The 23,611-nt window shown below is 40.4% G+C and carries 24 protein-coding genes; 21 read left to right on the top strand and 3 right to left on the bottom strand.

Annotation, left to right across the window (positions count from 1 at the left end; genetic code table 11):
- Positions 1 to 190 precede the first annotated feature (190 nt).
- The 6 genes from GD002_RS09310 (at position 191) to sufB (ending at position 6,839) form a co-directional block, all read left to right on the top strand.
- Entirely contained in the window at positions 191 to 1,372 is a 1,182-nt protein-coding gene (locus GD002_RS09310) for a dicarboxylate/amino acid:cation symporter (RefSeq protein WP_153732080.1), read from the top strand.
- A gap of 264 nt (positions 1,373 to 1,636) precedes the next feature.
- A complete protein-coding gene (gene sufC, locus GD002_RS09305) occupies positions 1,637 to 2,416 on the top strand; it encodes a Fe-S cluster assembly ATPase SufC (RefSeq protein ID WP_153732079.1) in 780 nt (259 codons plus the stop codon).
- An 18-nt stretch (positions 2,417 to 2,434) separates the two neighbouring features.
- Positions 2,435 to 3,742, top strand: a complete 1,308-nt coding sequence (gene sufD, locus GD002_RS09300) for a Fe-S cluster assembly protein SufD (RefSeq protein WP_153732078.1) — start codon at positions 2,435 to 2,437, stop codon at positions 3,740 to 3,742.
- The gene (locus GD002_RS09295; protein ID WP_153732077.1) at positions 3,742 to 4,971 is read left to right on the top strand and encodes a cysteine desulfurase; all 1,230 of its coding nucleotides are present in this window, start codon (positions 3,742 to 3,744) and stop codon (positions 4,969 to 4,971) included. The genes sufD and GD002_RS09295 overlap by 1 nt, the downstream gene beginning before the upstream one ends.
- Positions 4,961 to 5,398, top strand: coding sequence for a Fe-S cluster assembly sulfur transfer protein SufU (gene sufU, locus GD002_RS09290; protein ID WP_153732076.1), 438 nt, complete (start codon positions 4,961 to 4,963; stop codon positions 5,396 to 5,398). Before GD002_RS09295 ends, sufU begins: the two co-directional genes overlap by 11 nt.
- Positions 5,399 to 5,441: 43 nt before the next feature.
- Positions 5,442 to 6,839: a Fe-S cluster assembly protein SufB gene (gene sufB, locus GD002_RS09285; protein ID WP_153732075.1), complete on the top strand. Its 1,398-nt coding sequence runs from the start codon at positions 5,442 to 5,444 to the stop codon at positions 6,837 to 6,839.
- A 117-nt stretch (positions 6,840 to 6,956) separates the two neighbouring features.
- Here sufB and GD002_RS09280 read toward each other — a convergent pair whose 3' ends face one another.
- Positions 6,957 to 7,379 carry a hotdog fold thioesterase gene (locus GD002_RS09280; protein ID WP_408020090.1) on the bottom strand — a complete coding sequence of 141 codons (423 nt, stop codon included), beginning with the start codon at positions 7,377 to 7,379 and terminating at the stop codon, positions 6,957 to 6,959.
- 444 nt (positions 7,380 to 7,823) lie between these two features.
- Between GD002_RS09280 and GD002_RS09275 the strand changes: the two genes are divergently transcribed.
- The 3 genes from GD002_RS09275 (at position 7,824) to GD002_RS09265 (ending at position 11,123) form a co-directional block, all read left to right on the top strand.
- A complete protein-coding gene (locus tag GD002_RS09275) occupies positions 7,824 to 8,288 on the top strand; it encodes a MarR family winged helix-turn-helix transcriptional regulator (RefSeq protein WP_153732074.1) in 465 nt (154 codons plus the stop codon).
- A gap of 299 nt (positions 8,289 to 8,587) precedes the next feature.
- Positions 8,588 to 9,568, top strand: a complete 981-nt coding sequence (locus GD002_RS09270; RefSeq protein ID WP_153732073.1) for an NAD(P)H-dependent flavin oxidoreductase — start codon at positions 8,588 to 8,590, stop codon at positions 9,566 to 9,568.
- Between the two features lie 16 nt (positions 9,569 to 9,584).
- Positions 9,585 to 11,123 (top strand): class I adenylate-forming enzyme family protein, encoded by a 1,539-nt coding sequence (locus tag GD002_RS09265; RefSeq protein ID WP_153732072.1) that lies wholly within the window; start codon positions 9,585 to 9,587, stop codon positions 11,121 to 11,123.
- A 67-nt stretch (positions 11,124 to 11,190) separates the two neighbouring features.
- On the opposite strand, the gene GD002_RS09260 is transcribed toward GD002_RS09265, so the two are convergent.
- On the bottom strand, positions 11,191 to 12,744 hold the full coding sequence (locus tag GD002_RS09260; RefSeq protein WP_408020089.1) for a flotillin family protein: 1,554 nt from the start codon (positions 12,742 to 12,744) through the stop codon (positions 11,191 to 11,193).
- 17 nt (positions 12,745 to 12,761) lie between these two features.
- Positions 12,762 to 13,295 carry a hypothetical protein gene (locus GD002_RS09255; protein ID WP_153732145.1) on the bottom strand — a complete coding sequence of 178 codons (534 nt, stop codon included), beginning with the start codon at positions 13,293 to 13,295 and terminating at the stop codon, positions 12,762 to 12,764.
- Positions 13,296 to 13,712: 417 nt separating this feature from the next.
- Here GD002_RS09255 and ureA point away from each other — a divergent pair, with 417 nt between their 5' ends.
- From ureA to GD002_RS09195, 12 genes are all read left to right on the top strand, one after another.
- Positions 13,713 to 14,015 carry an urease subunit gamma gene (gene ureA, locus GD002_RS09250; protein WP_153732070.1) on the top strand — a complete coding sequence of 101 codons (303 nt, stop codon included), beginning with the start codon at positions 13,713 to 13,715 and terminating at the stop codon, positions 14,013 to 14,015.
- Positions 14,016 to 14,031: 16 nt separating this feature from the next.
- Positions 14,032 to 14,412, top strand: a complete 381-nt coding sequence (gene ureB, locus GD002_RS09245) for an urease subunit beta (protein WP_153732069.1) — start codon at positions 14,032 to 14,034, stop codon at positions 14,410 to 14,412.
- The gene (gene ureC / locus GD002_RS09240) at positions 14,396 to 16,111 is read left to right on the top strand and encodes an urease subunit alpha (protein ID WP_153732068.1); all 1,716 of its coding nucleotides are present in this window, start codon (positions 14,396 to 14,398) and stop codon (positions 16,109 to 16,111) included. The genes ureB and ureC overlap by 17 nt, the downstream gene beginning before the upstream one ends.
- A 42-nt stretch (positions 16,112 to 16,153) precedes the next feature.
- Positions 16,154 to 16,600 (top strand): urease accessory protein UreE, encoded by a 447-nt coding sequence (locus GD002_RS09235; protein ID WP_153732067.1) that lies wholly within the window; start codon positions 16,154 to 16,156, stop codon positions 16,598 to 16,600.
- The gene (locus tag GD002_RS09230; RefSeq protein ID WP_228548345.1) at positions 16,542 to 17,282 is read left to right on the top strand and encodes an urease accessory protein UreF; all 741 of its coding nucleotides are present in this window, start codon (positions 16,542 to 16,544) and stop codon (positions 17,280 to 17,282) included. Before GD002_RS09235 ends, GD002_RS09230 begins: the two co-directional genes overlap by 59 nt.
- Before the next feature lie 18 nt (positions 17,283 to 17,300).
- Positions 17,301 to 17,924 carry an urease accessory protein UreG gene (gene ureG / locus GD002_RS09225; protein ID WP_153732066.1) on the top strand — a complete coding sequence of 208 codons (624 nt, stop codon included), beginning with the start codon at positions 17,301 to 17,303 and terminating at the stop codon, positions 17,922 to 17,924.
- On the top strand, positions 17,914 to 18,681 hold the full coding sequence (locus GD002_RS09220; RefSeq protein WP_228548344.1) for an urease accessory protein UreD: 768 nt from the start codon (positions 17,914 to 17,916) through the stop codon (positions 18,679 to 18,681). The genes ureG and GD002_RS09220 overlap by 11 nt, the downstream gene beginning before the upstream one ends.
- Before the next feature lie 82 nt (positions 18,682 to 18,763).
- Positions 18,764 to 20,344 (top strand): ABC transporter substrate-binding protein, encoded by a 1,581-nt coding sequence (locus GD002_RS09215; protein ID WP_228548343.1) that lies wholly within the window; start codon positions 18,764 to 18,766, stop codon positions 20,342 to 20,344.
- On the top strand, positions 20,334 to 21,302 hold the full coding sequence (locus tag GD002_RS09210; RefSeq protein ID WP_153732065.1) for an ABC transporter permease: 969 nt from the start codon (positions 20,334 to 20,336) through the stop codon (positions 21,300 to 21,302). Before GD002_RS09215 ends, GD002_RS09210 begins: the two co-directional genes overlap by 11 nt.
- The gene (locus GD002_RS09205; protein WP_228548342.1) at positions 21,299 to 22,102 is read left to right on the top strand and encodes an ABC transporter permease; all 804 of its coding nucleotides are present in this window, start codon (positions 21,299 to 21,301) and stop codon (positions 22,100 to 22,102) included. Before GD002_RS09210 ends, GD002_RS09205 begins: the two co-directional genes overlap by 4 nt.
- A complete protein-coding gene (locus tag GD002_RS09200; protein ID WP_153732064.1) occupies positions 22,103 to 22,864 on the top strand; it encodes an ATP-binding cassette domain-containing protein in 762 nt (253 codons plus the stop codon).
- A 3-nt stretch (positions 22,865 to 22,867) separates the two neighbouring features.
- Positions 22,868 to 23,536 (top strand): ABC transporter ATP-binding protein, encoded by a 669-nt coding sequence (locus GD002_RS09195; RefSeq protein WP_153732063.1) that lies wholly within the window; start codon positions 22,868 to 22,870, stop codon positions 23,534 to 23,536.
- The last annotated feature ends 75 nt before the right edge of the window (positions 23,537 to 23,611 follow it).

The following is a 23,611-nucleotide window of genomic DNA, read 5'->3' as shown; positions in this document are numbered from 1 at the left end:
TAGTGATCATAAAAGCAAGTGCAACCGCTCATAAAAGTCGCTCATCCGCTCATATCCTCCACAACCTCAAAAACAAGCGTTCGATCATTTAGATAATTACAAATACATAGCAACATCTTCTTTCTTGATGTAACTTGTGGTAAAGTAGTTTTGTTGAGTAAGACATATGTGTATTTGAGGAGGACGTATTGTGAAATTCAAATTAGGACTCATTTGGCGGATTTTAATCGCCATTGGTCTGGCGATAGGGCTCGGCATGCTGCTGCCCGCTATTCATGAAGGGTTTGCGCATTGGTTTGTCCGACTGGCGGCAACGTTTAATATGCTGTTCGGTGGATTTTTGAACTTTATTGTACCGCTAATTATTATTGCATTTATTGCACCCAGTATTGCAAAGCTTGGAAAAGGTTCTGGAAAATTGCTTGGTCTGTCTGCAGCATTTGCGTATGCTTCTACTATTATTGCAGGTCTGATAGCTTATTTTACAGCTACTACAATTTTGCCGAATTTCATTCATGGCTCAACGGATACGTCGATTGCAGAAGGGGCTCGTGCTGCAGGAAAAGCATTTTTTGAAATGGAAATGGATCCGATCATGGGTGTCATGTCTGCGCTTTTACTAGCATTCGTGCTCGGTATTGGAATGGCGGCTATCAACGGAAAATCAATGCAGTCTTTTTTCGATGAACTCAATCTCATCATTGAAAAAGTCATTTCAGTTATTATTATTCCGTTATTACCATTTCATATTTTTGGGATATTCTTGAATATGACCTATACTGGAGAAGTTGCCAATGTACTATCTGTCTTTATATTTGTCTTCGTAATGATTATTATACTGCATTTGGTCATGTTGACATTGCAGTACACGGTGGCAGGTACGCTATCGAGACGTAATCCGTTTGTACTGATGAAAACAATGGCACCAGCCTATATGACAGCCATTGGTACACAGTCATCTGCAGCAACTATTCCGGTTACGCTTCGACAGGCAAAGAAGACCGGTGCTTCTGAGCGTGTGACCAACTTTACGGTTCCATTATTTGCTACAATTCATTTGTCAGGAAGTACGATTACGATTGTTTCCTGTTCAATTGGAGTCATGCTGATGAATGGAATGGATATTAGTTTTGGGAGTTATCTACAGTTTATTTTCATGCTAGGCGTTACGATGATCGCGGCCCCTGGCGTTCCAGGAGGAGCAGTAGTGGCGGCAACGGGCTTGCTCAGTACGATGCTCGGTTTCTCTGATGCAATGGTGGCGCTGATGATAGCACTCTATATGGCGCAGGATAGTTTCGGTACCGCAACCAATGTAACAGGTGACGGAGCACTTGCGATGATTGTCGACCGCTTTACCAAAAAAGTATAACCATAGATAAAAAGTCGGCGATGTTTGCCGACTTTTTCTGTCTAATTCTTATGTACTATCCTCTTGTTGATTCTCAATCGATCTACGTCAATTGAAAACTAACTATATACTAAATTGCTCTCAACCGCATGAAATCAAGGAATTGACTCTTAATTTATAATGATTCTTAAAGATTTGCAACCCGTCCGAATATGGGGTAAGATTAGAATGATACTAAATAGAGAATGGATCACCATTCAACGCGATCATACTGGAGGTATTAGAATGGCAACTTTGGAAATTAAAGATCTTCATGTCGAAATTGATGGCAAGGAAATCTTAAAGGGCGTTACCTTAACAATTAATACAAATGAGATTCATGCAATCATGGGTCCCAATGGAACGGGGAAATCCACACTTGCTTCTGCAATTATGGGTCATCCGAAATATGAAGTAACTTCTGGATCTATCACAATCGATGGAGAAGACGTACTCGAAATGGAAGTGGACGAGCGTGCAAAAGCTGGTCTATTCCTTGCAATGCAATATCCAAGTGAAATTACAGGCGTTACAAACGCTGACTTCCTTCGCTCTGGCGTCAACGCACGTCGTGAAGAAGGCGATGAAATCTCCTTAATGAAATTCATTCGTGAACTCGACAGCAAAATGGAGTTCTTAGAAATGGATGAAGATATGGCAACTCGTTATTTAAATGAGGGCTTCTCAGGCGGAGAGAAAAAGCGTAATGAAATCCTCCAGCTTATGATGTTAAAACCAAAATTTGCAATTTTAGATGAGATTGACTCAGGTCTAGATATCGATGCATTGAAAGTCGTTTCAAAAGGGATTAATGAAATGCGTGGCGAAGGTTTCGGCTGCTTAATGATTACTCATTACCAACGCTTATTGAATTATATTGAACCAGATCATGTTCATATCATCATGCAAGGTAAAATCGTCAAGTCTGGCGGTCCTGAATTGGCAGCTAAACTTGAGAGTGAAGGATATGACTGGGTTAAAGAAGAGCTTGGTATTGATGACGAGACGGTTGGACAGGAAGCATAAGAAAGGGGACGACTCAAAATGACGGTTGAAACAACTTTGGCATTGACCGAACAAGACGTCCGCTCTTATTCCGCAAACGTGGAGGAAGCTGCTTGGATGGCAAATTTTCGTGCGAACGCTCTCGCAAAAGCAGAAGTGCTTGCAATGCCGAAACCAGATAAAACTAAAATTACTAATTGGAATTTCACACAATTCCCTTCACATACAGTAGAAAGCTCGATCTTTGCGACACTAGAAGAACTACCGACAGAAGCAAAAACATTGATCGATGATGAACAACAGCAAAATATTTACGTACAACATAACAACACACCTGCATTCACTTCATTATCAGAAGAACTAACGTCACAAGGTGTGATTTTGACAGATATCTTCACAGCAACTCGTGAACATAGCGACTTAATGCAAAAATATTTAATGACAGATGGTGTCAAAGTAGATGAGCATAGATTGACAGCTCTTCATGCGGCTTTGATGAATGGTGGCGCATTTGTTTATGTACCGAAAAATGTTGTCATTGAAGAGCCTCTTCAAGTGCTATTCATTCACGACAATGAAAAAGCGTCATTATTCAATCATGTATTGATTGTGGCAGAAGCGAATAGCTCGGTCACGTATGTGGAAAACTACCTCTCCACTATGGAGCATGCTGAAGGTCAGGCGAATATCGTATCTGAAGTATTTGCGATGGATAATGCAAAAGTAGTCTATGGTGCGGTTGATGTATTGGCAGAAGGTTTGACAACATATGTGAATCGTCGGGGTATTACAGCACCTCATGCAAGAATTGAATGGGCTCTTGGATTAATGAACGATAGTGATACGATTTCTGAAAATATCACGCATCTAGTAGGGAATGGCTCTTCAAGTGACATGAAGTCTGTGGTCGTTGGACGCGGGAAGCAGAAGCAAAATTTTACTTCTGAAATTGTTCATTGGGGTCTTGATACAGATGCATTCATTTTAAAACATGGTGTAATGAAAGAATCGGCTTCAGCCATTTTTAATGGAATTGGTCGAATTGCAAAAGGGGCAACTCGTTCGAATGCTGTTCAAGAATCACGTATTCTGATGCTGAGTGAAAGAGGGCGCGGTGATGCAAACCCAATTTTACTAATCGATGAAGACGATGTAACAGCAGGTCACGCAGCATCTGTAGGTCGCGTAGACCCATTGCAAATGTTCTATCTTATGAGCCGTGGTATTTCAAAGGAAGAAGCAGAACGCCTCATTATTCATGGATTTTTAGCACCGGTGGTCAGCAAATTGCCGATCGAAGGAGTTAGAAAGCAATTGACGGAGGTTATCGAAAGGAAAGTGCGCTAATGCTCAACAAAGAGATCCGCAATCATTTCCCTATATTAGATCAGGAAATCAATGGACATCCACTTGTGTATTTGGACAGTGCGGCGACATCGCAAAAGCCTGTCCAGGTCATCGAAGCATTGGATCGCTATTATCGCTGGGATAATTCCAACGTTCACCGTGGTGTGCATACACTTGGGAACCGAGCGACTGATGGCTACGAAGGTGCTCGTGAAAAGGTCCGTAAGTTCATCAATGCGAAATCGACGCAGGAAATTATCTTCTTGCGCGGTACGACAACCGCATTGAATACAGTCGCTCAAAGCTATGGACGTGCAAATGTTTCGGAAGGTGATGAAATTGTCATCACGCATATGGAACATCACTCCAATATTATTCCGTGGCAGCAATTGGCGAAAGAAAAAGGCGCTGTGTTGAAATATATTGATTTGGAAGAAGACGGCACACTATCACTTGATAAAGTGCGCCAAACCATTACAGACCGGACAAAAATCGTGTCGATTATGTATGTCTCAAACGTCCTCGGAACGATGAATCCGATCGAAGAGATCACGAAAATCGCCCATCAACATGGTGCGGTCATGTGTGTCGATGCTGCACAGGCAGCTCCTCACTTGAAAATAGATGTGCAAAAACTAGACTGTGATTTCCTAGCGTTTTCTGGACATAAAATGTGTGGACCGACAGGCATCGGTGTGCTATACGGTAAAAAAGATTTGCTCAATAGTATGGAGCCAGTGGAATTCGGCGGAGAGATGATTGATTTTGTCGGCTTGTACGAATCTACTTGGAAAGAGTTGCCTTGGAAATTTGAAGGTGGCACACCCATTATTGCTGGTGCTATTGGACTAGGTGCGGCAATTGATTTCTTAGAAGAAATAGGACTGGATGCTATTGAGCAGCATGAACATGAATTAGCTGGCTATGCAATGGAGAAAATGTCCGAAATTGATGGTGTCGCTATTTATGGACCAAGTGATCCAGGACAGCGTGCAGGTTTGGTGACATTTAATTTACATGATGTCCATCCTCACGATGTCGCTACCGTGCTAGATATGAATGGAATTGCTGTCCGTGCAGGTCATCACTGTGCACAGCCATTGATGAAATGGCTTGCTTGTTCTGCGACAGCACGCGCTAGCTTTTATTTATATAACACTACAGATGACGTAGACCGCCTCGTGGAAGGACTTCGCACAGCAAAGGAGTATTTTAACGATGTCTACTAATAAACTCGATCAACTATATCGATCTGTAATTATGGATCATTATAAAAACCCTAAAAACAAAGGCGTTTTGGAGGATGGGAATGTCACGATCGACATGAACAATCCGACATGCGGAGATGTTATTCATTTAACGATGAATGTGGTAGACGATATCGTCAAAGATGCGAAGTTTGAAGGGGAAGGCTGTTCGATTTCAATGGCCTCTGCCTCCATGATGACACAGATGATCAAAGGTAAAACGACGGATGAAGCAACTAAATTGGCGCATACCTTTTCAGAGATGATGTTAGGCAAAGATTTGGACGATTCGATTGAGCTCGATGACTTAGAGGCACTGTCGGGTGTCGCAAAATTCCCTGCCCGCATTAAATGTGCAACATTGAGCTGGAAAGCGATGGAAAAGGGAGTTTCCGGTGAGTCGCAGTGACCTTGGCCAAAGTACGAGCAATTATAGAGCGGAGGAATAAATAATGGCGAAACAAATGCCGGAAATCGGCGATTATAAATATGGTTTCCATGACAAAGACGTTTCTGTATTCCGTTCAGAACGTGGTCTGACACGTGAAATAGTAGAAGAGATCTCGAACATGAAGGATGAGCCGCAATGGATGCTCGATTATCGTTTGAAGTCTTTGGAGATCTTCTACAGCAAACCGATGCCGCAATGGGGCGGAGACTTGAATTCATTGAATTTCGATGAAATCACATACTACGTTAAACCATCTGAAGCAACAGAACGTTCTTGGGATGAAGTACCTGAAGAGATCAAGCGTACGTTTGACAAACTAGGTATTCCTGAAGCAGAACAAAAATACTTGGCAGGTGTCTCTGCACAGTATGAATCTGAAGTGGTTTACCACAATATGAAAGAAGATCTTGAAGATTTAGGAATCGTCTTTAAAGACACAGATTCTGCACTTCGTGAAAACGAAGAACTATTCAAGCAATATTGGGGTACAGTCATTCCAAACTCTGATAACAAATTCTCAGCGTTGAACTCTGCTGTGTGGTCGGGTGGTTCTTTCATCTATGTACCACCTGGCATAAAAGTGGATACGCCGCTACAAGCGTATTTCCGTATCAACTCGGAAAACATGGGACAGTTCGAGCGTACACTCATTATCGTAGACGAAGGCGCAAGCGTTCACTACGTAGAAGGCTGTACAGCACCTGTTTACACAACCAACTCATTGCACAGTGCGGTTGTTGAGATCATTATCAAAAAAGACGCATACTGCCGTTACACAACGATTCAAAACTGGGCAAACAACGTCTATAACTTGGTAACGAAGCGTGCGGTATGTGAAGCGAATGCAACAATGGAATGGATCGATGGAAATATCGGTTCTAAATTGACGATGAAATATCCAGCTGTCATCTTAAAAGGTGAAGGCGCACGCGGTATGACATTATCGATTGCACTTGCCGGTAAAGGACAGCACCAAGATGCAGGCGCGAAAATGATGCACTTGGCTCCGAATACATCGTCTACGATTGTATCCAAGTCTATTTCACAACATGGTGGGAAAGTAACGTATCGCGGAGTGGTTCACTTCGGACGCAAAGCAGACGGTGCACGTGCGAACATTGAGTGTGATACGTTAATCATGGATAAACAATCTACTTCTGATACGATTCCATACAATGAAATCCTAAACGATAACATTTCATTGGAACACGAAGCAAAAGTTTCGAAAGTATCTGAAGAGCAGCTATTCTACTTGATGAGCCGCGGTATTTCTGAGCAAGAAGCAACAGAAATGATCGTAATGGGCTTTATCGAACCATTTACGAAAGAACTGCCGATGGAATATGCGGTAGAGATGAATCGCTTGATTAAATTCGAGATGGAAGGTTCTATCGGGTAATCATACAAACCCCCTTGTCACAATTTGTGACAAGGGGGTATCTTTGTTATTTCCTAGAAGTCCACGGAGTAAGCCTTCTACATAAAGAGTGGAAACGTAGTTTGAAAAATATCAAGACTAGAGATCTTTGTTACTTTTCTTCACAACGGCTATCGTACATCGTGAAACACTGATTAATTTATCTTCCTCGTCCGTAATTTGGATATCCCATACCATGGATGTACGACCTCTATGAAAAGGAGTTGCGGTTGCAGTCACAATGCCATCTTTTTTTCCTCTTATATGGTTTGCATTGATTTCTAGCCCCACAGGATAATGTGTTTCAGGGTTAAGATTCAGGGCAGCAGCCATACTAGCAGCTGTTTCAGCCAGAGCGACGGAAGCTCCTCCATGTAGCAATCCCATTGGTTGAATTGTTTTAGGTCCAACTGGCATATCACATACAACGCGATCAGGTGTTAACTCTTTAAAAGTAATTCCTAATGCACCAATAAGTGTTTCACTAAGATCTTTCCCGTTCACTAAATCCAAATTCATCATACACTCCACTCCTTAACTTTTTCGAATAATGGTAGACTATATTTTTATCTTTTGCATAAAACTGTTTTACTTGTTTCTCAGAAACTACTTCGAATACATGTATATACATATATTGAACTATGAAAAGAGTTTAATTCTATAAGAAACCAATCTTTCAAAAAAATCTGTATACATGTACAATAGTATAGTGTATAGATAATTTGTCAAGAATAACTGAAAATATAAACGATTTGAACTGAAAATTCTACCTCCATACGTGGTAGGAACCATGTGAGTATGACTATTGTTCAGTTGGTGTTCCACATCTACTGAGTCCATATAAAGCCACCAAGCCACCGTGGCATGTTTTGAATTTTGAAAGGTGTTGCTATAAAAAGCTCAATTCAAAATCCAAACGCAATCACGCCTAGATCACATGAATTTATAAGGAAGGAGCAAAATTTCATGAATAATAACCTTGATCAGAATAAAGTAGAACATATTATACAAGTTTGCGCCTGTGCGAACCTCCGGACAGTATCAGGCTCTCTCACTCAATTATACAACAAGCTTTTGAAGCCTACTGGTTTAAAAATTACACAGTACTATATGCTAGGCAATATATTTTGTTATCCAAATATCTCAATAAGTAAGCTGGGAGAAATCATGTTGCTTGATCAAACAACAGTCACACGCAATTTAAATATTTTAAAGGATTCCGCTTATGTAAAGATCACGAGGGCTGAACACGATTCCAGAACAAAAGTTGTTTCAATTACTGATACGGGGCTTGAGAAATTAAACGAAGCGGAGCCTATTTGGTCGCAAGTTCAAAATACCATTGAAGGTATTTTTGGCAAAGAGGAATATAGTGAGTTATTAAGGAAATTAGAGAATTTACATAAGGTGATAGAGGACTATGAAAACTAAGACCAGACGAACATCACTATAAGGAATTTTATCGTTGTGTGATACTGTTTTGAACGTTGTGACTTAGATGGTAAGATAAATTAAGTGAAGGGTCATTCATAAATTGATTGACAAGTCAGAGAAAACAGTTACAATACATGTATATACATGTATTGTAAGTATGCTTACGTTTTCTATTTGTGTGTAAAGAAAAGCATGATTGCAGATTAACGCTGAAGAAGAAGGTAGTAGGACATTAGTTTTCTTGGCGGTATATGCGGCAAATAGATTGAAAGCGCTTACGGAAAAGGAGAGTGTACATGATGAATTTAGTAGATTTGAAAAAAAGTATGAGTATTCCGGTGATTGCTTCGCCCATGTTTATTATTAGTAACCCGAAGACAGTGATTGAACAGTGTAAAGCAGGAATTATCGGTTCTATGCCATCTCTAAATGCCAGACCGTCTTCTCAATTTGAAGAGTGGCTTGCAGAGATTACAGAAGAATTGGCAGATTATAATACGAAAAATCCTGACAAACCAGCCGCACCTTTTGCGATTAACCAAATTGTTCATCGGTCCAATGAAAGACTTCAAGAAGATATGGAGATTTGTGTAAAGTATAAGGTTCCAATCATCATCACGTCACTTGGTGCAAGGGAAGATGTGTATGAAGCGGCACATAGTTATGGCGGTATCGTACTGCATGACGTAATTAACAACTTTTTCGCAAAAAAAGCGATTGAAAAAGGAGCCGATGGTTTGATTGCGGTCGCAGCAGGCGCTGGAGGGCATGCAGGACCGAAAAGTCCGTTTGCTCTCATTCAGGAGATCCGTGAATGGTTCGATGGTCCACTCGCACTTGGAGGTTCTATTGCAACCGGAGGAAGTGTTTTGGCAGCCGAAGCAATGGGCGCCGATTTTGCTTATATTGGGTCGCCATTCATTGCAACCGAAGAAGCGAGAGCAGTCGAAGAATATAAGCAAGCGATCGTAGACGCAACTTCCGACGATATTGTCTACAGTAATTATTTCACGGGCGTGCATGGGAATTATTTAGCTCCATCCATTCGTGCTTCTGGCCTGGATCCAGATAACTTGCCGGAGAGTGATCCGACCAAAATGAATTTCGGCGGAGAAGCCGGACAAAAAGCTTGGAAAGATATTTGGGGCTGTGGGCAAGGAATCGGCGTGATTAACAAAGTACAGTCGACAAAAGAGTATGTTGCACAATTAGAAAAACAGTACGTCCAAGCGAAAGAAAAAATAGTAAGTGATAGAGTAAACGCAACCAGCAGATAATTTGAGGAGGGTACGCATGCAGCACATGTTATTTAGTGATCCAATAAAATTAAATGCGAAACGTTACAAAGACAGAGAAGCTATATCATATAACGGTCAACGATTTACTTATAAGGATTTTAACGAAAGAATTAACCAACTGGCTCATGCGCTGCATAGTATCGGAGTCAAAAAAGGGGATAAAGTGGCTTTCATGCTAATGAATTGCCATCAATTATTTGAATTAATATTTGCTTGCGCGAAAATTGGAGCTGTTTATGTACCAGTCAACTCTAGATTTGTCGTTCGGGAGATTCAGCATGTTCTGGATGACTCTGAGTCTGACGTACTGGTAGTAGATTCTCGATTGATTAAAGAAGTAGTCCCTTTCATTGAGAAATATAAAACAGCAAAACAGTTCATCACAATAGGAACAAATGAACAAGCTGGATTTTTTGAATATGAAAACTGGATTTCGGGTTTCTCCAAAGAAGAACCTGTCCCTTCGTCACCTATTAGTGAAGTAGATACACTTTCTATCATGTATACTGGCGGAACGACCGGTTATCCTAAAGGAGCAGTCCGTTCACATCGTAGCATGTATTTAGTTGCTTTATTATTTAGTATTGAATTTAATATAGGCAGGCTTGGAAAAGGGCTAGTAGCCGGTCCTTTATACGGTGCAGCCGCTTTAAGTATTTCGCTCCCTAATTTATTTGTCGGAAACAGTGTTCATCTTTTGGAGAAATTTCATCCCGTTGATGTGTTGAAAGCAATTGATCAGGAGAAGACGACGACTACATTTTTAGCGCCACCCATGTTAGAAGCGATCTTTTCATTGCCTGAAGAAATCTTGCATCAATATGATGTATCATCATTGAAATCATTAATTTCAGTCGGGGCACCTTTGCATACGAGTACAAAGGAAAAGGTATTTGAATATTTTCCTACTGTTGAATTGAATGAATTTTATGGGGCAACTGAGTTAGGCGGCGCTGCTAATTTATTTCCGGAAATGCAGAAAGAAAAAGACCGGTCGGTTGGCGTGCCAATGCTGGGGATGGAAATTGAATTACGTAATGATGATGGTGTACCTGTGCAAGGTAGTGAAGCAGGAGAGTTTTTTGTCAAAGGAATTACGTTATGCGATGAATACTATCGAAGACCAGAAGCAAACAATACATCATTTACAGGTGAATGGCTCAGTTTAGGTGATGTAGGAGTTCAAGACGAAGAGGGATATTACTATATCGTAGATCGAAAACAAGATATGATTTTATCAGGTGCGATCAATGTCTATCCTGCTGAGATTGAAGGTGTCCTACACGAACATCCTAAAGTGGAAGATGTAGCGGTGATCGGGATTCCAGATCAGAAGTGGGGAGAAGTTCCATTGGCAGCTATCGTGCTGCGCAAGGGTGAACAAGCCGAGAAAGAAGAGATTATTGATTTTTGTAATGGGAAATTAGCAAAGTATAAAATTCCGCATCATGTCGATTTTGTCGAAGAATTACCGCGGAGCTTGCAAGGGAAATTACTGAAGTTTCAAATACGGAAAAATTATGACAGAAATTGAAGTGTAACACAACAATAGAGAAATAGAAGATCCGGAGTGCCGCTGTGTACACTCCGGATCTCTCTATTTATTCTTCCGTATCCTGAACTACCGCTTTTGTTACGGCTGCAATAGGATCTGGCTTAGAACGTCTTACTTCATTCGTTAACTCTTCAATACTCGGACGGATATTGCTCTTACCTGAATAGTTTTCAAGCATTTCTTTGACATCAATACCAGACGAAGCTTTTAATGTTTCTTGCAAAGTGGACATTAAATCGGTCGCATAGGAAGTGACTTTATTGGCACCGCCGCCTTCACCGCTACCTGTATCAACGACAGTGATTTTATCAATATTGCCGAGCGGGCTTGCGACTTCCTTAGCGTATTCAGGCAGCATTCTGACAATCATATCGAGCACAGCTGCTTGACCGTAAAATTCAAAGGCTTCTGCGATTTTTCGTTTCGCTTCGGCTTCCGCCAGACCTTTTAATCGAATGATATCGGCTTCTGATTCACCTTGAGCGCGTTGGGAATCGGCTTTAGCCAAACCGTCTAAACGAACTTTTTCAGCATCGGCTTGCGCGCGTGCTTCAATCCGATACTTTTCTGCGTCTGCTTCAGCTAGCTGCCTTGATTTTTCAGCCGCTGCATTTTGCTCAATAGCATAGCGATCCGCGTCGGCTTTTTTCTTTACTTCCGAGTCGTATTGCTTTTCACGACGCAGTATTTCTTTTTCTTCTAACTCAATTTGTTTTTGACGTTCAATAATTTGAATTTGCATTTCCTGCTCGGTTACTTCTTGTTTGGAGCGAGCTGTTTGCAATTCATACGCTTGGTCTGCGCGTGCTTTTGCGACATCTTGCTCACGTCGATACTCGGCAACTTTTAATTGGTTTTCTTTTTCAGCTTCCGCAATTTCTGTCGCACGTTCTAACTCTGCTTTTTGTGCTTCTTTTGAGGCTTCCGCGTTTTTAATGCGGGTTTCTTTCTCGGCTTCAGCGGTCGCAATGTCTGCATCGCGTCTTACTTGTGCAATACGTGGCTTTCCTAGTGAATCAAGATAACCGTTTTTATCACGAACATCTTTAATGGTGAAAGATACAATGACAAGCCCCATTTTCGCAAGGTCTTGAGAAGCAACTCGCTGAACTTCCTGAGAGAACTTATCACGATTTTTATAAATTTCTTCTACGGTCATGGAACCTAAAATGGAACGAAGATGACCTTCTAGCACTTCTTTAGCTTCATTTTCACGATCTGCTTTTGATTTCCCTAAAAACTGCTCTGCTGCGGTCGCAATTTCGGATATGGAGCCACCGATTTTAATGATTGCCGTGCCGTCTGCCATAACGGGCACGCCTTGTTCGGTATATACTTCAGGCGTAGTGACTTCAAGTTTGCTTGATAATAAACTTAGAGGTTCTGCTTGTTGGAAAACAGGGAATACAAATGTACCGCCCCCTCTAATAATTTTTATCCGATTACCTGATTCATCTGTATGAACATTTTTCGAACCTAGATAACTTCCTGTTACAATCAATGCTTCGTCTGGTCCTACTGTTCGATATTTCATCACATACACTGCAATGACAGCTAGTAAAACAAATCCAACTATTCCTAATGTAATCCAAAGACCCATCATAAATTCCCCCTTTATTATTTGAAGCGGAATGGCTCATACTCTTTTACAAAAAATGTTCCATTTTCCACCTCGATCAGTAGCACTTCTTTTCCATACTCAATGGCCTCATTTTCATATCCGACAGCTCGTTTCGCTAAATTCCCATTCACCGTCTCGATAAGAATCTCGCCAAACCCATCTACAGGTATCGGAACAATTACTCGCCCAACTAGACCTGTAAGTGATTCATCGGTATAGGCTAGCGATACTTCAGCCGATCGTAGCGGAACTAATACAAAGAAATAGAGTAAGAAGTCCAGTACAATAGCAATAACTACCGCCATGATCAGTATGCTCCAACTAGTCAGTGAGGTGAGAAGTTCACCTATATACGCAGTAGCTGAAGTAAATGTAACAAACGCAAGAATGACTGCAGGATCCAGGAATGGACTCAGTTCACCGATACCTTCAGCCATATCACTAATCAATACATACAACAAGCTGGCAATTCCTGCGATGATCAATATATACAAATAGAGCTGTTGAATCGCTATGCCGAATAACTCCATTTTCATCCCCGCCCTCCTATTATCTTTCGTTAATACTTATACGGACAAATGAATAAAAAGTTTCAATATTATCAAAGAAGTGTAGAAATTTACATAAATAGATGGTATTCAATAACATATTCAGGGAGCTAGCTGTAAAAAGGTGATACTGGCAATGATTATGCATAACTTTCCTCTGCAAAACAGAGTTCTAAACCTTGTATTCCAGTAACCTATATTCTATAATAAGAAAGCTATTACTATAACCTTCACAAGCCCTACTTTCTCCTGGGCGCTATTATTATTGGGCACCCGTCCAATTTGTACGTCAACTCAAAAAAGAACCACAAATACAACTGAATATTTTTAAAACAGCCTATATAGCTGCTTTTTTGTTGAGCCTTTTTTTGCTAAATTACTTTTAAGGGGGTGATAACTATGAAATTATCTCCAGTCGAACAAGAAAAATTATTATTGCATGTTGCCGGTGAATTGGCGATAAAAAGGAAAGCACGTGGAGTTAAATTAAATTATCCTGAATCCGTCGCGTTTATCTGTCATTACATAATGGAAGGTGCACGAGACGGAAAAACTGTCGCGCAACTAATGAGCGAAGGAAAGCAATTATTAACGGTAGAAGACGTCATGGAAGGCGTTGCCGACATGATTACGGATGTACAAATAGAGTGCACGTTTCCTGATGGCACGAAACTAGTAACCGTTCATGAACCCATTCAATAAAAGGAGGCCGCAACTTTTGATACCAGGAGAGATTAGACCTGCAAATAAAACGATTGAAATCAATGTAGGACGTTCTGTTACCTCAATTCGTATTGCCAATACAGGCGATCGTCCTATTCAAGTAGGTTCACATTTCCATTTCATTGAAGTCAATAAGCACTTGCAATTTGACCGTGAAAAAGCAGTGGGGATGCATTTAAACATTCCAGCTGGAACCGCTGTTCGATTTGAACCAGGGGAAGAAAAGGTAGTCGAATTAGTGGAGTTTGGTGGCAAGCAACATGTTTTTGGCTTGAATCAATTAACTGAAGGTTCTACACATAAAAAAGACGAAATTATTGAAAAAGCGAAAGAAGGTCAGTTTAAAGGAGCAGATACGAATGAAATTGACTCATGAACAATATGGGAAAATGTTCGGTCCAACAGTTGGCGACCAAGTTCGTTTAGCAGATACAGATTTATGGATTGAAATTGAGAAAGATTATACCACGTATGGGGATGAAGGGATATTTGGTGGAGGAAAATCCTTACGTGTTTCGATGGGGCAAAATGGTCAAAAAACAGCGGATGAAGGTGTGTTAGATACAGTAATTACAAATGCTGTGATTATTGATTATACAGGTATTGTAAAAGCGGATATTGGCATTAAAGATGGACGAATTGTGGGCATTGGAAAAGCAGGAAATCCGAACACGATGGACGGTGTAGACCAAGGAATGATCATTGGTGTAGGAACGGAAGTGTATGCAGGTGAAGGATTAATTGCAACTGCTGGCGCCATTGATACGCATATTCATTTTATTAGCCCTGACCAAGTAGAAGTGGCACTAAGCGCTGGAACGACCACGTTTATCGGAGGTGGAACTGGTCCAGCTGCGGGTTCGACTGCAACGACCGTAACCCCTGGAAGATGGCATTTGCATCGTATGCTCCAAGCAATTGAAGATATCCCTCTGAATATTGGTCTATTTGGAAAAGGAAGTGCGTCATTACCGGAGCCTCTGATCGAGCAAGTACGAGCGGGCGCAATCGGGTTGAAAATTCACGAGGACTGGGGGGCTACTCCGTCAGCATTGGATCAAAGTTTACAAATTGCAGATGAGTATGACATTCAGGTCGCACTTCATTCCGATACATTAAACGAAGCAGGTTTTGTAGAAGAAACTATTGAAGCAATTGATGGGCGCGTTATCCACGTCTTCCATACAGAGGGAGCGGGTGGAGGGCATGCACCTGACCAATTAAAAATGGCGAGTTTTCCTAACGTATTACCGGCATCGACAAATCCAACAAAGCCTTTTACCACAAATACGATAGATGAACATTTAGATATGTTAATGGTGTGCCACCATTTAAAGCAAGATGTCGCTGAAGATGTTGCATTTGCAGATTCAAGGATTCGCCCTGAAACCATTGCCGCTGAAGATATTATGCAAGATTTAGGTATTTTAAGCATTATGTCATCCGACTCACAAGCGATGGGCCGTGTTGGGGAAGTTGCGATGCGCACATGGCAAACCGCTCACAAAATGAAAAAACAACGAGGGTCATTACCGCAAGATGATGGTAAAGAACATGATAATTTTCGTGTGAAGCGATACGTCGCCAAGTACACGATTAATCCAGCAATTGCGCAAGGGATCGCACATGAAGTAGGTTCTTTGGAAGAGGGAAAATTAGCAGATATTATACTGTGGAATCCAGCCTTTTTTGGTGTAAAAGCAGAAGTTGTCATGAAAGCAGGGATCGCTGTATTTGCACAAACTGGAGATCCAAATGCGTCAATTCCAACGCCGCAGCCAGTGATGGGCAGAAGAACATACGGTTTTCATGGACAAGGTCCGCAAAATGTGGCGATGACATTTTTACCGAAAATTGCAATAGAGGAAGAACTTCCTGAAAAATTAGGCTTAAAAAGAATGATTGGTACCGTGGTGAATTGTCGGAATATATCGAAAAACGACATGAAATTAAATAATGAGTTGCCTGAAATTGATGTGAATCCTGAAACGTATGAAGTGAAATTAGATGGAGAGCTTGCAACATGTGAGCCGCTAAGTGAGTTGCCGATGGCGCAACGCTACTTTCTTTTCTAAATCAAGACAAATGTACGGGAATGATAAAGGAGAGTGGACAGAATGTTAATTGAAAAGGTAATTGACAATATTAATGGACAAGAAGAAAAATGTACAAAGAACATTGAATGGGTTGAATTAGATTGGGAGCATTTAAGCAAACGGATCTTACGGACAGAAACGACTGGTAAGACTGATATCGCCCTGCGTATTGAACAAGAAGGGCCGTTACAATACGGCGATGTATTGTACGAAGATGAGGAGAAGATTATTGCTATTCGAACAAAAATGGAATCTGTTATTGTGATCAAACCAAAAGATATGACGGAGATGGGGAAGGCTGCATTTGAGTTAGGTAATCGTCATACCCCTTCTTTAATTGAAAATAATGAGATTATTGTTCGAGCTGACCATACATTGGAACCGTTATTAGAAGAAGTAGGTGTTGCGTATGAAACAACTGAAAAACGATTCAAGCAACCATTTAAATACCGTGGACATTCACATTAACTCTACGTTTCTTCATCTATTACAAATCCATGACTCTGCATTTCCAATTGGCAACTATACACATTCTTATGGTATGGAAACGTTTATCCAAGAAAACAGAATTCATACGAAAGAGCATTTATTGGAGTTCTGTAAAACATTTCTGAAGCACAATCTAGCATATGGAGATGCGATTTTCATTCAGGAAGCATACAAAGAAACAGAAAAAAGAGATATGAATGCTCTTTTATCTTTAGATGAACTTTGTGGTGCTGTAAAACTTGCCAAGGAATCGCGTGAAGCAAGTATAAATGTAGGAAAGCAATTTATGCGTACGATTCTTCCATTACACGAGTATCCGTTGTTATCTGATTGGCAAGCACATATAAAAAGTGGTAAAGCAAAAGGACATTATGCCATTGTGTTCGGTATATTCTGCTCACTAAATAATTTTGACCGAGATCAGGCCGTGATGTTGCATTTGTATTCTACGATTAATGGGCTCATCCAAAATGCTGTTCGCGCAGTACCATTTGGACAAAATACAGGTGTACAAGTGCTGCATGAGTTACTAGAGTGTATTAGTGAAGTGGCAAATAGTGTTCGGGGTTTAACAGTACAAGATATTTCAAACAATGCGTTACACATCGAATTAGCTTCGATGAAACATGAATATTTATTTTCTAGATTATTTATCTCATAGTATTCGAGGAGGATTTTTATGAAACCAGTACGATTAGGAATTGGCGGACCAGTTGGATCAGGCAAAACATCACTCGTGGATCAATTAACTCGAATGATGTACCAAGATTATAAAGTGGCGGTTATTACAAATGATATTTATACACGGGAAGATGCACAGTTTTTAATTCAAAATGGTGTGTTAGATGAGAACCAAATTATTGGAGTGGAGACGGGTGGATGTCCACATACGGCGATTCGCGAAGACGCATCAATGAACTTCTCGGCAATTGATGAACTGAATGAACGTTTTGAGGATTTGGATATTATTTTTGTTGAAAGTGGCGGAGATAATTTATCTGCTACGTTTAGTCCTGAATTAGTAGATGCCTATATTTATGTAATTGATGTAGCGGAAGGACAGGATATTCCGCGTAAAGGTGGACCTGCATTAACGCGTTCGGATTTGTTGTTGATTAATAAAACAGAATTGGCACCTCATGTAGGAGTAGATCTTGAGATCATGCATGGGGATGTAGAAAAAATGCGTGAAGGTAGACCTTATATTTTTGCTGATGTGCGCACACAAAAAAACGTAGATAAAGTTGTAGAATGGATTCAACGACACTTATTACTTGAAGGTATGACGACAAGTGGCAATTAATTCAAAAGGGCAATACGTGCATCATGGCGTATTACAACTTGGATTCGAAATGAGGAGAGGCATGACAAAAATGCCTTTCGTTTTTCAACAGCCGCCATTAAAAGCGAGCCGTGCATTATATGATGGTCCGAAAGATCGCGCCACTGTCTATATTATGGAATCTTCAGGAGGAATGGTTGCAGGTGATCGAAATGATATTACGATCACTATTGGTAAAGATGCGAATGTGACCATGATTCAGCAGTCTGCCCTCAAGATCTATCCATCTCCGAATGAAAAAGTATGTGTGCAAGAAATTGTTGTAAAAGTGGGGGAGCATGCACGGTTAGAATGGATGCCAGAAGTCATTATCCCTTTTCGTGAAGCTCGGTTTGAAATGTCGACAACGATTGAAATGTGTTCGACATCGACTTTGATCTGGGGTGAAATTATTGCACCAGGACGTGAAAAAAGAGGGGAAATATTTGATTTTGAAAGTTTTCGTTCGAAGTTATCGCTTCACATGGACGGTCAGTTAATAGCCCTCGACTCACTGTCATTAAAGCCCGGTGAAATGAATTTGCAAGCGATTGGAATGTTGGAGAACGCACAATATATTGGATCGATTTGGGTAGTATCACCGAACGTACAAACTTTGGATGTACGTGAAATTCAGCAAACGTTCTTGAACCATTCATCTGTAAAAGTCGCCATTACGCGTTTGGATCGTAATGCCATACATTGCCGCTTTTTGAGTGAAGAACAATGGGAGATGTAAGAAGAGTTGAAGAGAGTATTCGAGCTGTTTTCGGATCGTCTTTAATTGAATGTTATAATTTTGGGAAAAGGAATTGAAAAGCATGTGGAATAGAAAGTATTTGAGTATGTTATTCGTTCTGTTATTGGTAGTAAGCGCATGCGGCAAACCTTCTGCTGATCCTGCTTCAGAAGAGAGTGGGAGCAAAGAAAATCGAATAGTGTATGCTTCAGAGTCAGAGTTTGCGGGTTTAAATCCACTACTTGAAGAGACGAACGTAGATGCTTTACTTTTTAGAGGATTACTCCGTTTTGATGAAAACAATATACCGCAAAATGATATTGCACAGCAAGTAGATATTTCAGAAGACTTATTGACGTATACATTTACGTTAAAAGAGAACATCCATTTTCATGACGGAACACTACTCTCCGCAGATGATGTGGTCTTTACGATAGAAAGTATATTGGATGACCAAAATGCTTCATATTTGAAGTCGGATTTTATTGCGGTAGATACAGTTGAAAAAAATACGCAAGGTCAAGTCGTTATCACATTAAAGTATCCATTCAGCCCCTTTCTAGATAAGATGACCGTACCGATTCTGCCAAAACACGCATTTGAAGGAGAGACGATGCGAGACTCCGCATTTAATCGGTCGCCAATCGGAGCAGGTCCTTATCAAATAGAGGAATGGAATAGTGGAGACTACTTATCACTGAAAGCATTTCCTGAGTTTTTTGGAACTGTTCCATCTATTGATCACGTCGTTTTTAAATTTATCGAGGATAGTACAATGCGTGCTTTGCAATTAAAAACAGGCGAGGTGGATGTTGCCTTGCTCGACCCATCTCAAGTGAAAGCTGTCTCGAAAGAGGATTCTATTACGCTCTATGATATTGACTCTGCTGATTATCGAGGTATGCTCTTTAATATGAATCATGAGATCTTTCAAGATGTGAATGTACGAAAAGCATTGAGTTTTGCAACCGATCGCGAAAATATGGTAAAAGGAATTTTGTTTGGATTTGGGGAAGTAGCCTATTCGCCTTTACAAAAGAATACCTATCAGAATTCCGACATTGAGAAGTACAGTTATCATATTGAAAAGGCAAACGAATTATTGGAGAGTGCAGGTTGGAAAAAAAGAACGGATGGCTTCCGGTACAAAGGAACTGAAAAGCTGGCGTTTACCATCACATCTCCGATAACGGATGAAGTCCGAGTAGATATGGCGAATTACTTATCTGAAAGCTTTAAGGAAGTGGGAGCGGATGTGGATGTGGCGGCTCTGGACTGGAGTGCTATTCAAATTGAAGAAACCGATGCATTTATGATTGGTTGGGGAAGTCCATACGATGCAGACCACCATACTTATAATTTATTTCATTCAGATGAAGCAAGTTTGACTAGTTCAGGTTATAACTATGGAAGTTATTCCAATGAAAAAGTGGATCAGCTCATAACAGAAGGAAGAAAAACGGTGGATGAAGAGAAACGTAAACAAATTTACGAGCAACTTCAATATGAATTAGCAGAAGATCCTCCTTTTATTTATATTGCCTATATGGATGCGGTGTATGGGATGAATAAAAATATTACAGGAGTGAAGGAACGGACTCTTGGTCACCATGGATCCGGATTCTTATGGAATGTCGAGGAGTGGCAATGGAATGACCGTTAAGTGGATGATAAAGCGAATGATGATGGGCATAGTCGTGCTCATTGTCGTAAGCTTTTTTTCTTTTTGGATGTTGGACCAAGCACCGGGGAATTTAGCTGCTTCCTATTATGGTGGCAATGCCCAAACATTGAACGCTTCAGAAATTGAACGCATCAATGAAACATTTGATTTGAATCGGCCGATGATGGAAAGATATTTTTCATGGTTGCAAGAAGCTACACAGAAAAACTTGGGCTATTCTTCTAAAGAGGGCAGACCTGTAGTGGACATACTTTCGGAAAAAGTTCCGAACACGATTGTGCTAGTTGCCGTTTCATTGTTATTAATTATTGCACTATCGATTCCTCTTGGTTTGAAAGCAGGGATGAAAAAAGACTCAATTCTTTCTAAACTAGTTTCGAATTTATCTATCATCATGTCTTCCATCCCTGCATTTTGGTTAGGGCTCGTATTGATTTGGCTATTTTCATTGCAACTCGGATTATTGCCATCGTCAGGTATGAAGAGTATAGGTAGTGACGGGTCCCTTTTAGATCGTCTAACGCATTTAGTGTTACCTGTCACCGTCCTCGTCGTTTCACATGTTGGGTTGTATGCAAGGTTTTTGCAAGAGAGTGTCATCGTGGAGAATACAAAGTATTACGTTTTGGTGATGAATGCGAATGGTGTGGATAAAAAAACTATAGAACGGGGTATTTTGAAAAATGCACTTTCACCTTATATTAGTTACTTTGCGATGACGCTACCTTCTTTTTTTGGCGGCTCTGTCATCATTGAATCGTTGTTTTCTTTTGGGGGACTCGGCCAGCTACTTGTCAAAGCAGTAAGCAGTAAAGACTTTCCTGTGCTCATGGGCGGTGTCTTAACGATGGGAATATTCGTTGTCGTGACGTTATTTATTGCAGATTGCATTTTATACATCGTGAATCCTCAAATTAGAAAAGAGGGAGTTCGGTGAGTACGCATAAAAAGCAAATGTTTTGTTGGAGTTTCTTATTGGTAGTCTTTCTCGTCACGCTATTTTCCTCTTATTTAACTCCATATGATGCAAATACTATGAATATGAGTGAGGTATATGAATCGCCAAATGGAAGTCATTTATTTGGCACCGATCATTTAGGAAGGGACGTTTTGACAAGGTTGATACAGGGAGGAAAGGTAACATTAACTGTAGCTACTGTGGCGACCATACTTTCATTCATAATTGGATTGATTTATGGGGGAATAAGTGGCTATTTGGGTGGAGTGCTAGATACAGTTATGATGCGTATAGTAGAAGTTTTGCTTACCATTCCTTCCATCTTAATCATTTTAGTATGTCAAGCGTTCATGCAGGGGAATATTTGGAGCATGATACTCATTATTGGTTTAACAAGTTGGTATACGACGGCCCGCATGATTCGGACAGAGTTTTTAAAACTGAATCAAATGGAATTTGTTCAAATGGCAAAAATGATCGGTACACCCTCATGGAAAATCATTTTGGACCATTTGTTGAGAAATAGTATTCAAGCAGTTTTTGTAGTCACCCTATTTAACTTTGCAGGTGCAATCTTCGTGGAGGTTTCACTAAGTTTTCTTGGCATTGGAGTTCCACCAGCAGTACCTTCATGGGGGAATATGCTATATCATGCACAAAGTGATTTCATTGCGGGCGCTTGGTGGATTGGCCTTTTCCCGGGACTTCTCATTATTTTCACGGTGTTGGCAATTAATATGATTGGCAGTTCCTCAATAAAAGCGAAGGGAGGTCAATGAATGCTTGAAATAAAAGAACTTTCAATTGGCTTGGATGAGCAACATATTGTGAAACATGCTAGTTTTTTGATTAAACACGGAAAGATCTCGACGATGATCGGAGAGAGTGGCAGTGGGAAAAGTCTTACACTGTTGGCGATTCTGGGCATGCTTCCGAAAGAGATGCGAGTTTCAGGAGATATTTTATTCGGAGTTAGAAGTTTGTTCGGCATGTCAGTTGAAGAGCTCCACTCCTTTCGCAGGGATGAAGTCTTTGTGATACTTCAAGATGCATTCAATAGTTTCAATCCTTCTGTAAGATTGGGGAAACAATTATTCGCTTTGTCTGAAGGAAAGCGTACAATTGGATATTCAACGTTTTTGGAGAGAATGTCACCGATTTTTAGTCGACTACATTTGTCTAATGATGTCTGTGAAAAGTATCCATTTGAACTCTCAGGAGGAATGCTGCAACGGTGTATGATTGCTTGTGCATTATATAAAAAGCCATCTCTATTAATAGCTGATGAACCTACTTCTGGTTTGGATCTCTATAGTCAAAAGGCTTTCATAAAAACGGTAGTAGAGATGAATCGTGAAATGGGTACGACGATTTTTTTAATCACACATGATATTGATGTTGTGAAAGAACTGGCGGATGAGGTGATCGTGATGTTTCAAGGGGCCGTTGTTGAAAGTGGAAAGTCAGACATCCTATTAAATAGTCCAAAACATTCTTACACAAAGCAGTTAGTAAATAGCAGTTTTCGAATGGTGGAATAAAGTATGGCAAACCTTGAAATTCGTAATGTGACAAAAGTTTATTCCGTTAGAAAAAAAGAGAAAGTGGTTTTAGATAATTGTGATATGTTCGTACCTTACGGCCAGATTACAGGCTTAATCGGACGAAGTGGCAGTGGAAAAAGTACGTTATCTCGATTAGTCATGAGATTGGAAGAGCCGACAAATGGAACGATTTATTTGGGTCAGACGCCAATTTCACAAATAGACAAAAAACATTATTATAAGCAAGTCCAAATTGTTTTTCAAAATGCTACTGCCGCATTGAATCCATCCTGGACAATTCGAAAAGTATTGGAAGAAGTACTCATTGTGAAGAAAGAAAAGTGGGGGAGCCATCATAACGAAATGCTGCGGAAGATGAATTTATCTCCGAGCATACTTAACGTGTATCCATCGCAATTAAGTGGTGGAGAAAAACAAAGAGTGAACGTGCTACGTGCATTACTGATGAAACCTTCCCTACTGGTATGTGATGAAATTGTTTCCAATCTAGATCGTCTGAATCAAAAAGAGTTAATTTCATTGTTAGTTGAGATTCAAAAAGATACGGATATGACGATCTTATTTATTTCACATGATCTAGATATTGTGAGATCCATATGTTCTACGATTTTTGAGTTGGAAGATGGGAAGTTGAAACAACTGCTTTGAAGTTTGTCTGTTTGATTTATGCTGAGAGAAATCATGCCGCCATCACGGTGTTGGAAGTGAAAAAAGAAGCAGGTA

Origin of the sequence: Sporosarcina obsidiansis (assembly GCF_009651005.1) — a bacterium.
GTDB lineage: Bacteria > Bacillota > Bacilli > Bacillales_A > Planococcaceae > Sporosarcina > Sporosarcina obsidiansis.
Note: the sequence above shows the minus strand (reverse complement) of the source record. Positions and strands in the feature narration are given on the sequence as shown.

Excerpts from the sequence above, each read along its gene's own strand:
- sufC (WP_153732079.1), top strand. The coding sequence starts at position 1,637 with ATGGCAACTTTGGAAATTAAAGATCTTCATGTCGAAATTGATGGCAAG.
- sufD (WP_153732078.1), top strand. The coding sequence starts at position 2,435 with ATGACGGTTGAAACAACTTTGGCATTGACCGAACAAGACGTCCGCTCT.
- GD002_RS09295 (WP_153732077.1), top strand. The coding sequence starts at position 3,742 with ATGCTCAACAAAGAGATCCGCAATCATTTCCCTATATTAGATCAGGAA.
- sufU (WP_153732076.1), top strand. The coding sequence starts at position 4,961 with ATGTCTACTAATAAACTCGATCAACTATATCGATCTGTAATTATGGAT.
- sufB (WP_153732075.1), top strand. The coding sequence starts at position 5,442 with ATGGCGAAACAAATGCCGGAAATCGGCGATTATAAATATGGTTTCCAT.
- GD002_RS09280 (WP_408020090.1), bottom strand. The coding sequence starts at position 7,379 with ATGATGAATTTGGATTTAGTGAACGGGAAAGATCTTAGTGAAACACTT.
- GD002_RS09275 (WP_153732074.1), top strand. The coding sequence starts at position 7,824 with ATGAATAATAACCTTGATCAGAATAAAGTAGAACATATTATACAAGTT.
- GD002_RS09270 (WP_153732073.1), top strand. The coding sequence starts at position 8,588 with ATGATGAATTTAGTAGATTTGAAAAAAAGTATGAGTATTCCGGTGATT.
- GD002_RS09265 (WP_153732072.1), top strand. The coding sequence starts at position 9,585 with ATGCAGCACATGTTATTTAGTGATCCAATAAAATTAAATGCGAAACGT.
- GD002_RS09260 (WP_408020089.1), bottom strand. The coding sequence starts at position 12,744 with ATGGGTCTTTGGATTACATTAGGAATAGTTGGATTTGTTTTACTAGCT.
- GD002_RS09255 (WP_153732145.1), bottom strand. The coding sequence starts at position 13,295 with ATGGAGTTATTCGGCATAGCGATTCAACAGCTCTATTTGTATATATTG.
- ureA (WP_153732070.1), top strand. The coding sequence starts at position 13,713 with ATGAAATTATCTCCAGTCGAACAAGAAAAATTATTATTGCATGTTGCC.
- ureC (WP_153732068.1), top strand. The coding sequence starts at position 14,396 with ATGAAATTGACTCATGAACAATATGGGAAAATGTTCGGTCCAACAGTT.
- GD002_RS09235 (WP_153732067.1), top strand. The coding sequence starts at position 16,154 with ATGTTAATTGAAAAGGTAATTGACAATATTAATGGACAAGAAGAAAAA.
- GD002_RS09230 (WP_228548345.1), top strand. The coding sequence starts at position 16,542 with ATGAAACAACTGAAAAACGATTCAAGCAACCATTTAAATACCGTGGAC.
- ureG (WP_153732066.1), top strand. The coding sequence starts at position 17,301 with ATGAAACCAGTACGATTAGGAATTGGCGGACCAGTTGGATCAGGCAAA.
- GD002_RS09215 (WP_228548343.1), top strand. The coding sequence starts at position 18,764 with ATGTGGAATAGAAAGTATTTGAGTATGTTATTCGTTCTGTTATTGGTA.
- GD002_RS09210 (WP_153732065.1), top strand. The coding sequence starts at position 20,334 with ATGACCGTTAAGTGGATGATAAAGCGAATGATGATGGGCATAGTCGTG.
- GD002_RS09200 (WP_153732064.1), top strand. The coding sequence starts at position 22,103 with ATGCTTGAAATAAAAGAACTTTCAATTGGCTTGGATGAGCAACATATT.
- GD002_RS09195 (WP_153732063.1), top strand. The coding sequence starts at position 22,868 with ATGGCAAACCTTGAAATTCGTAATGTGACAAAAGTTTATTCCGTTAGA.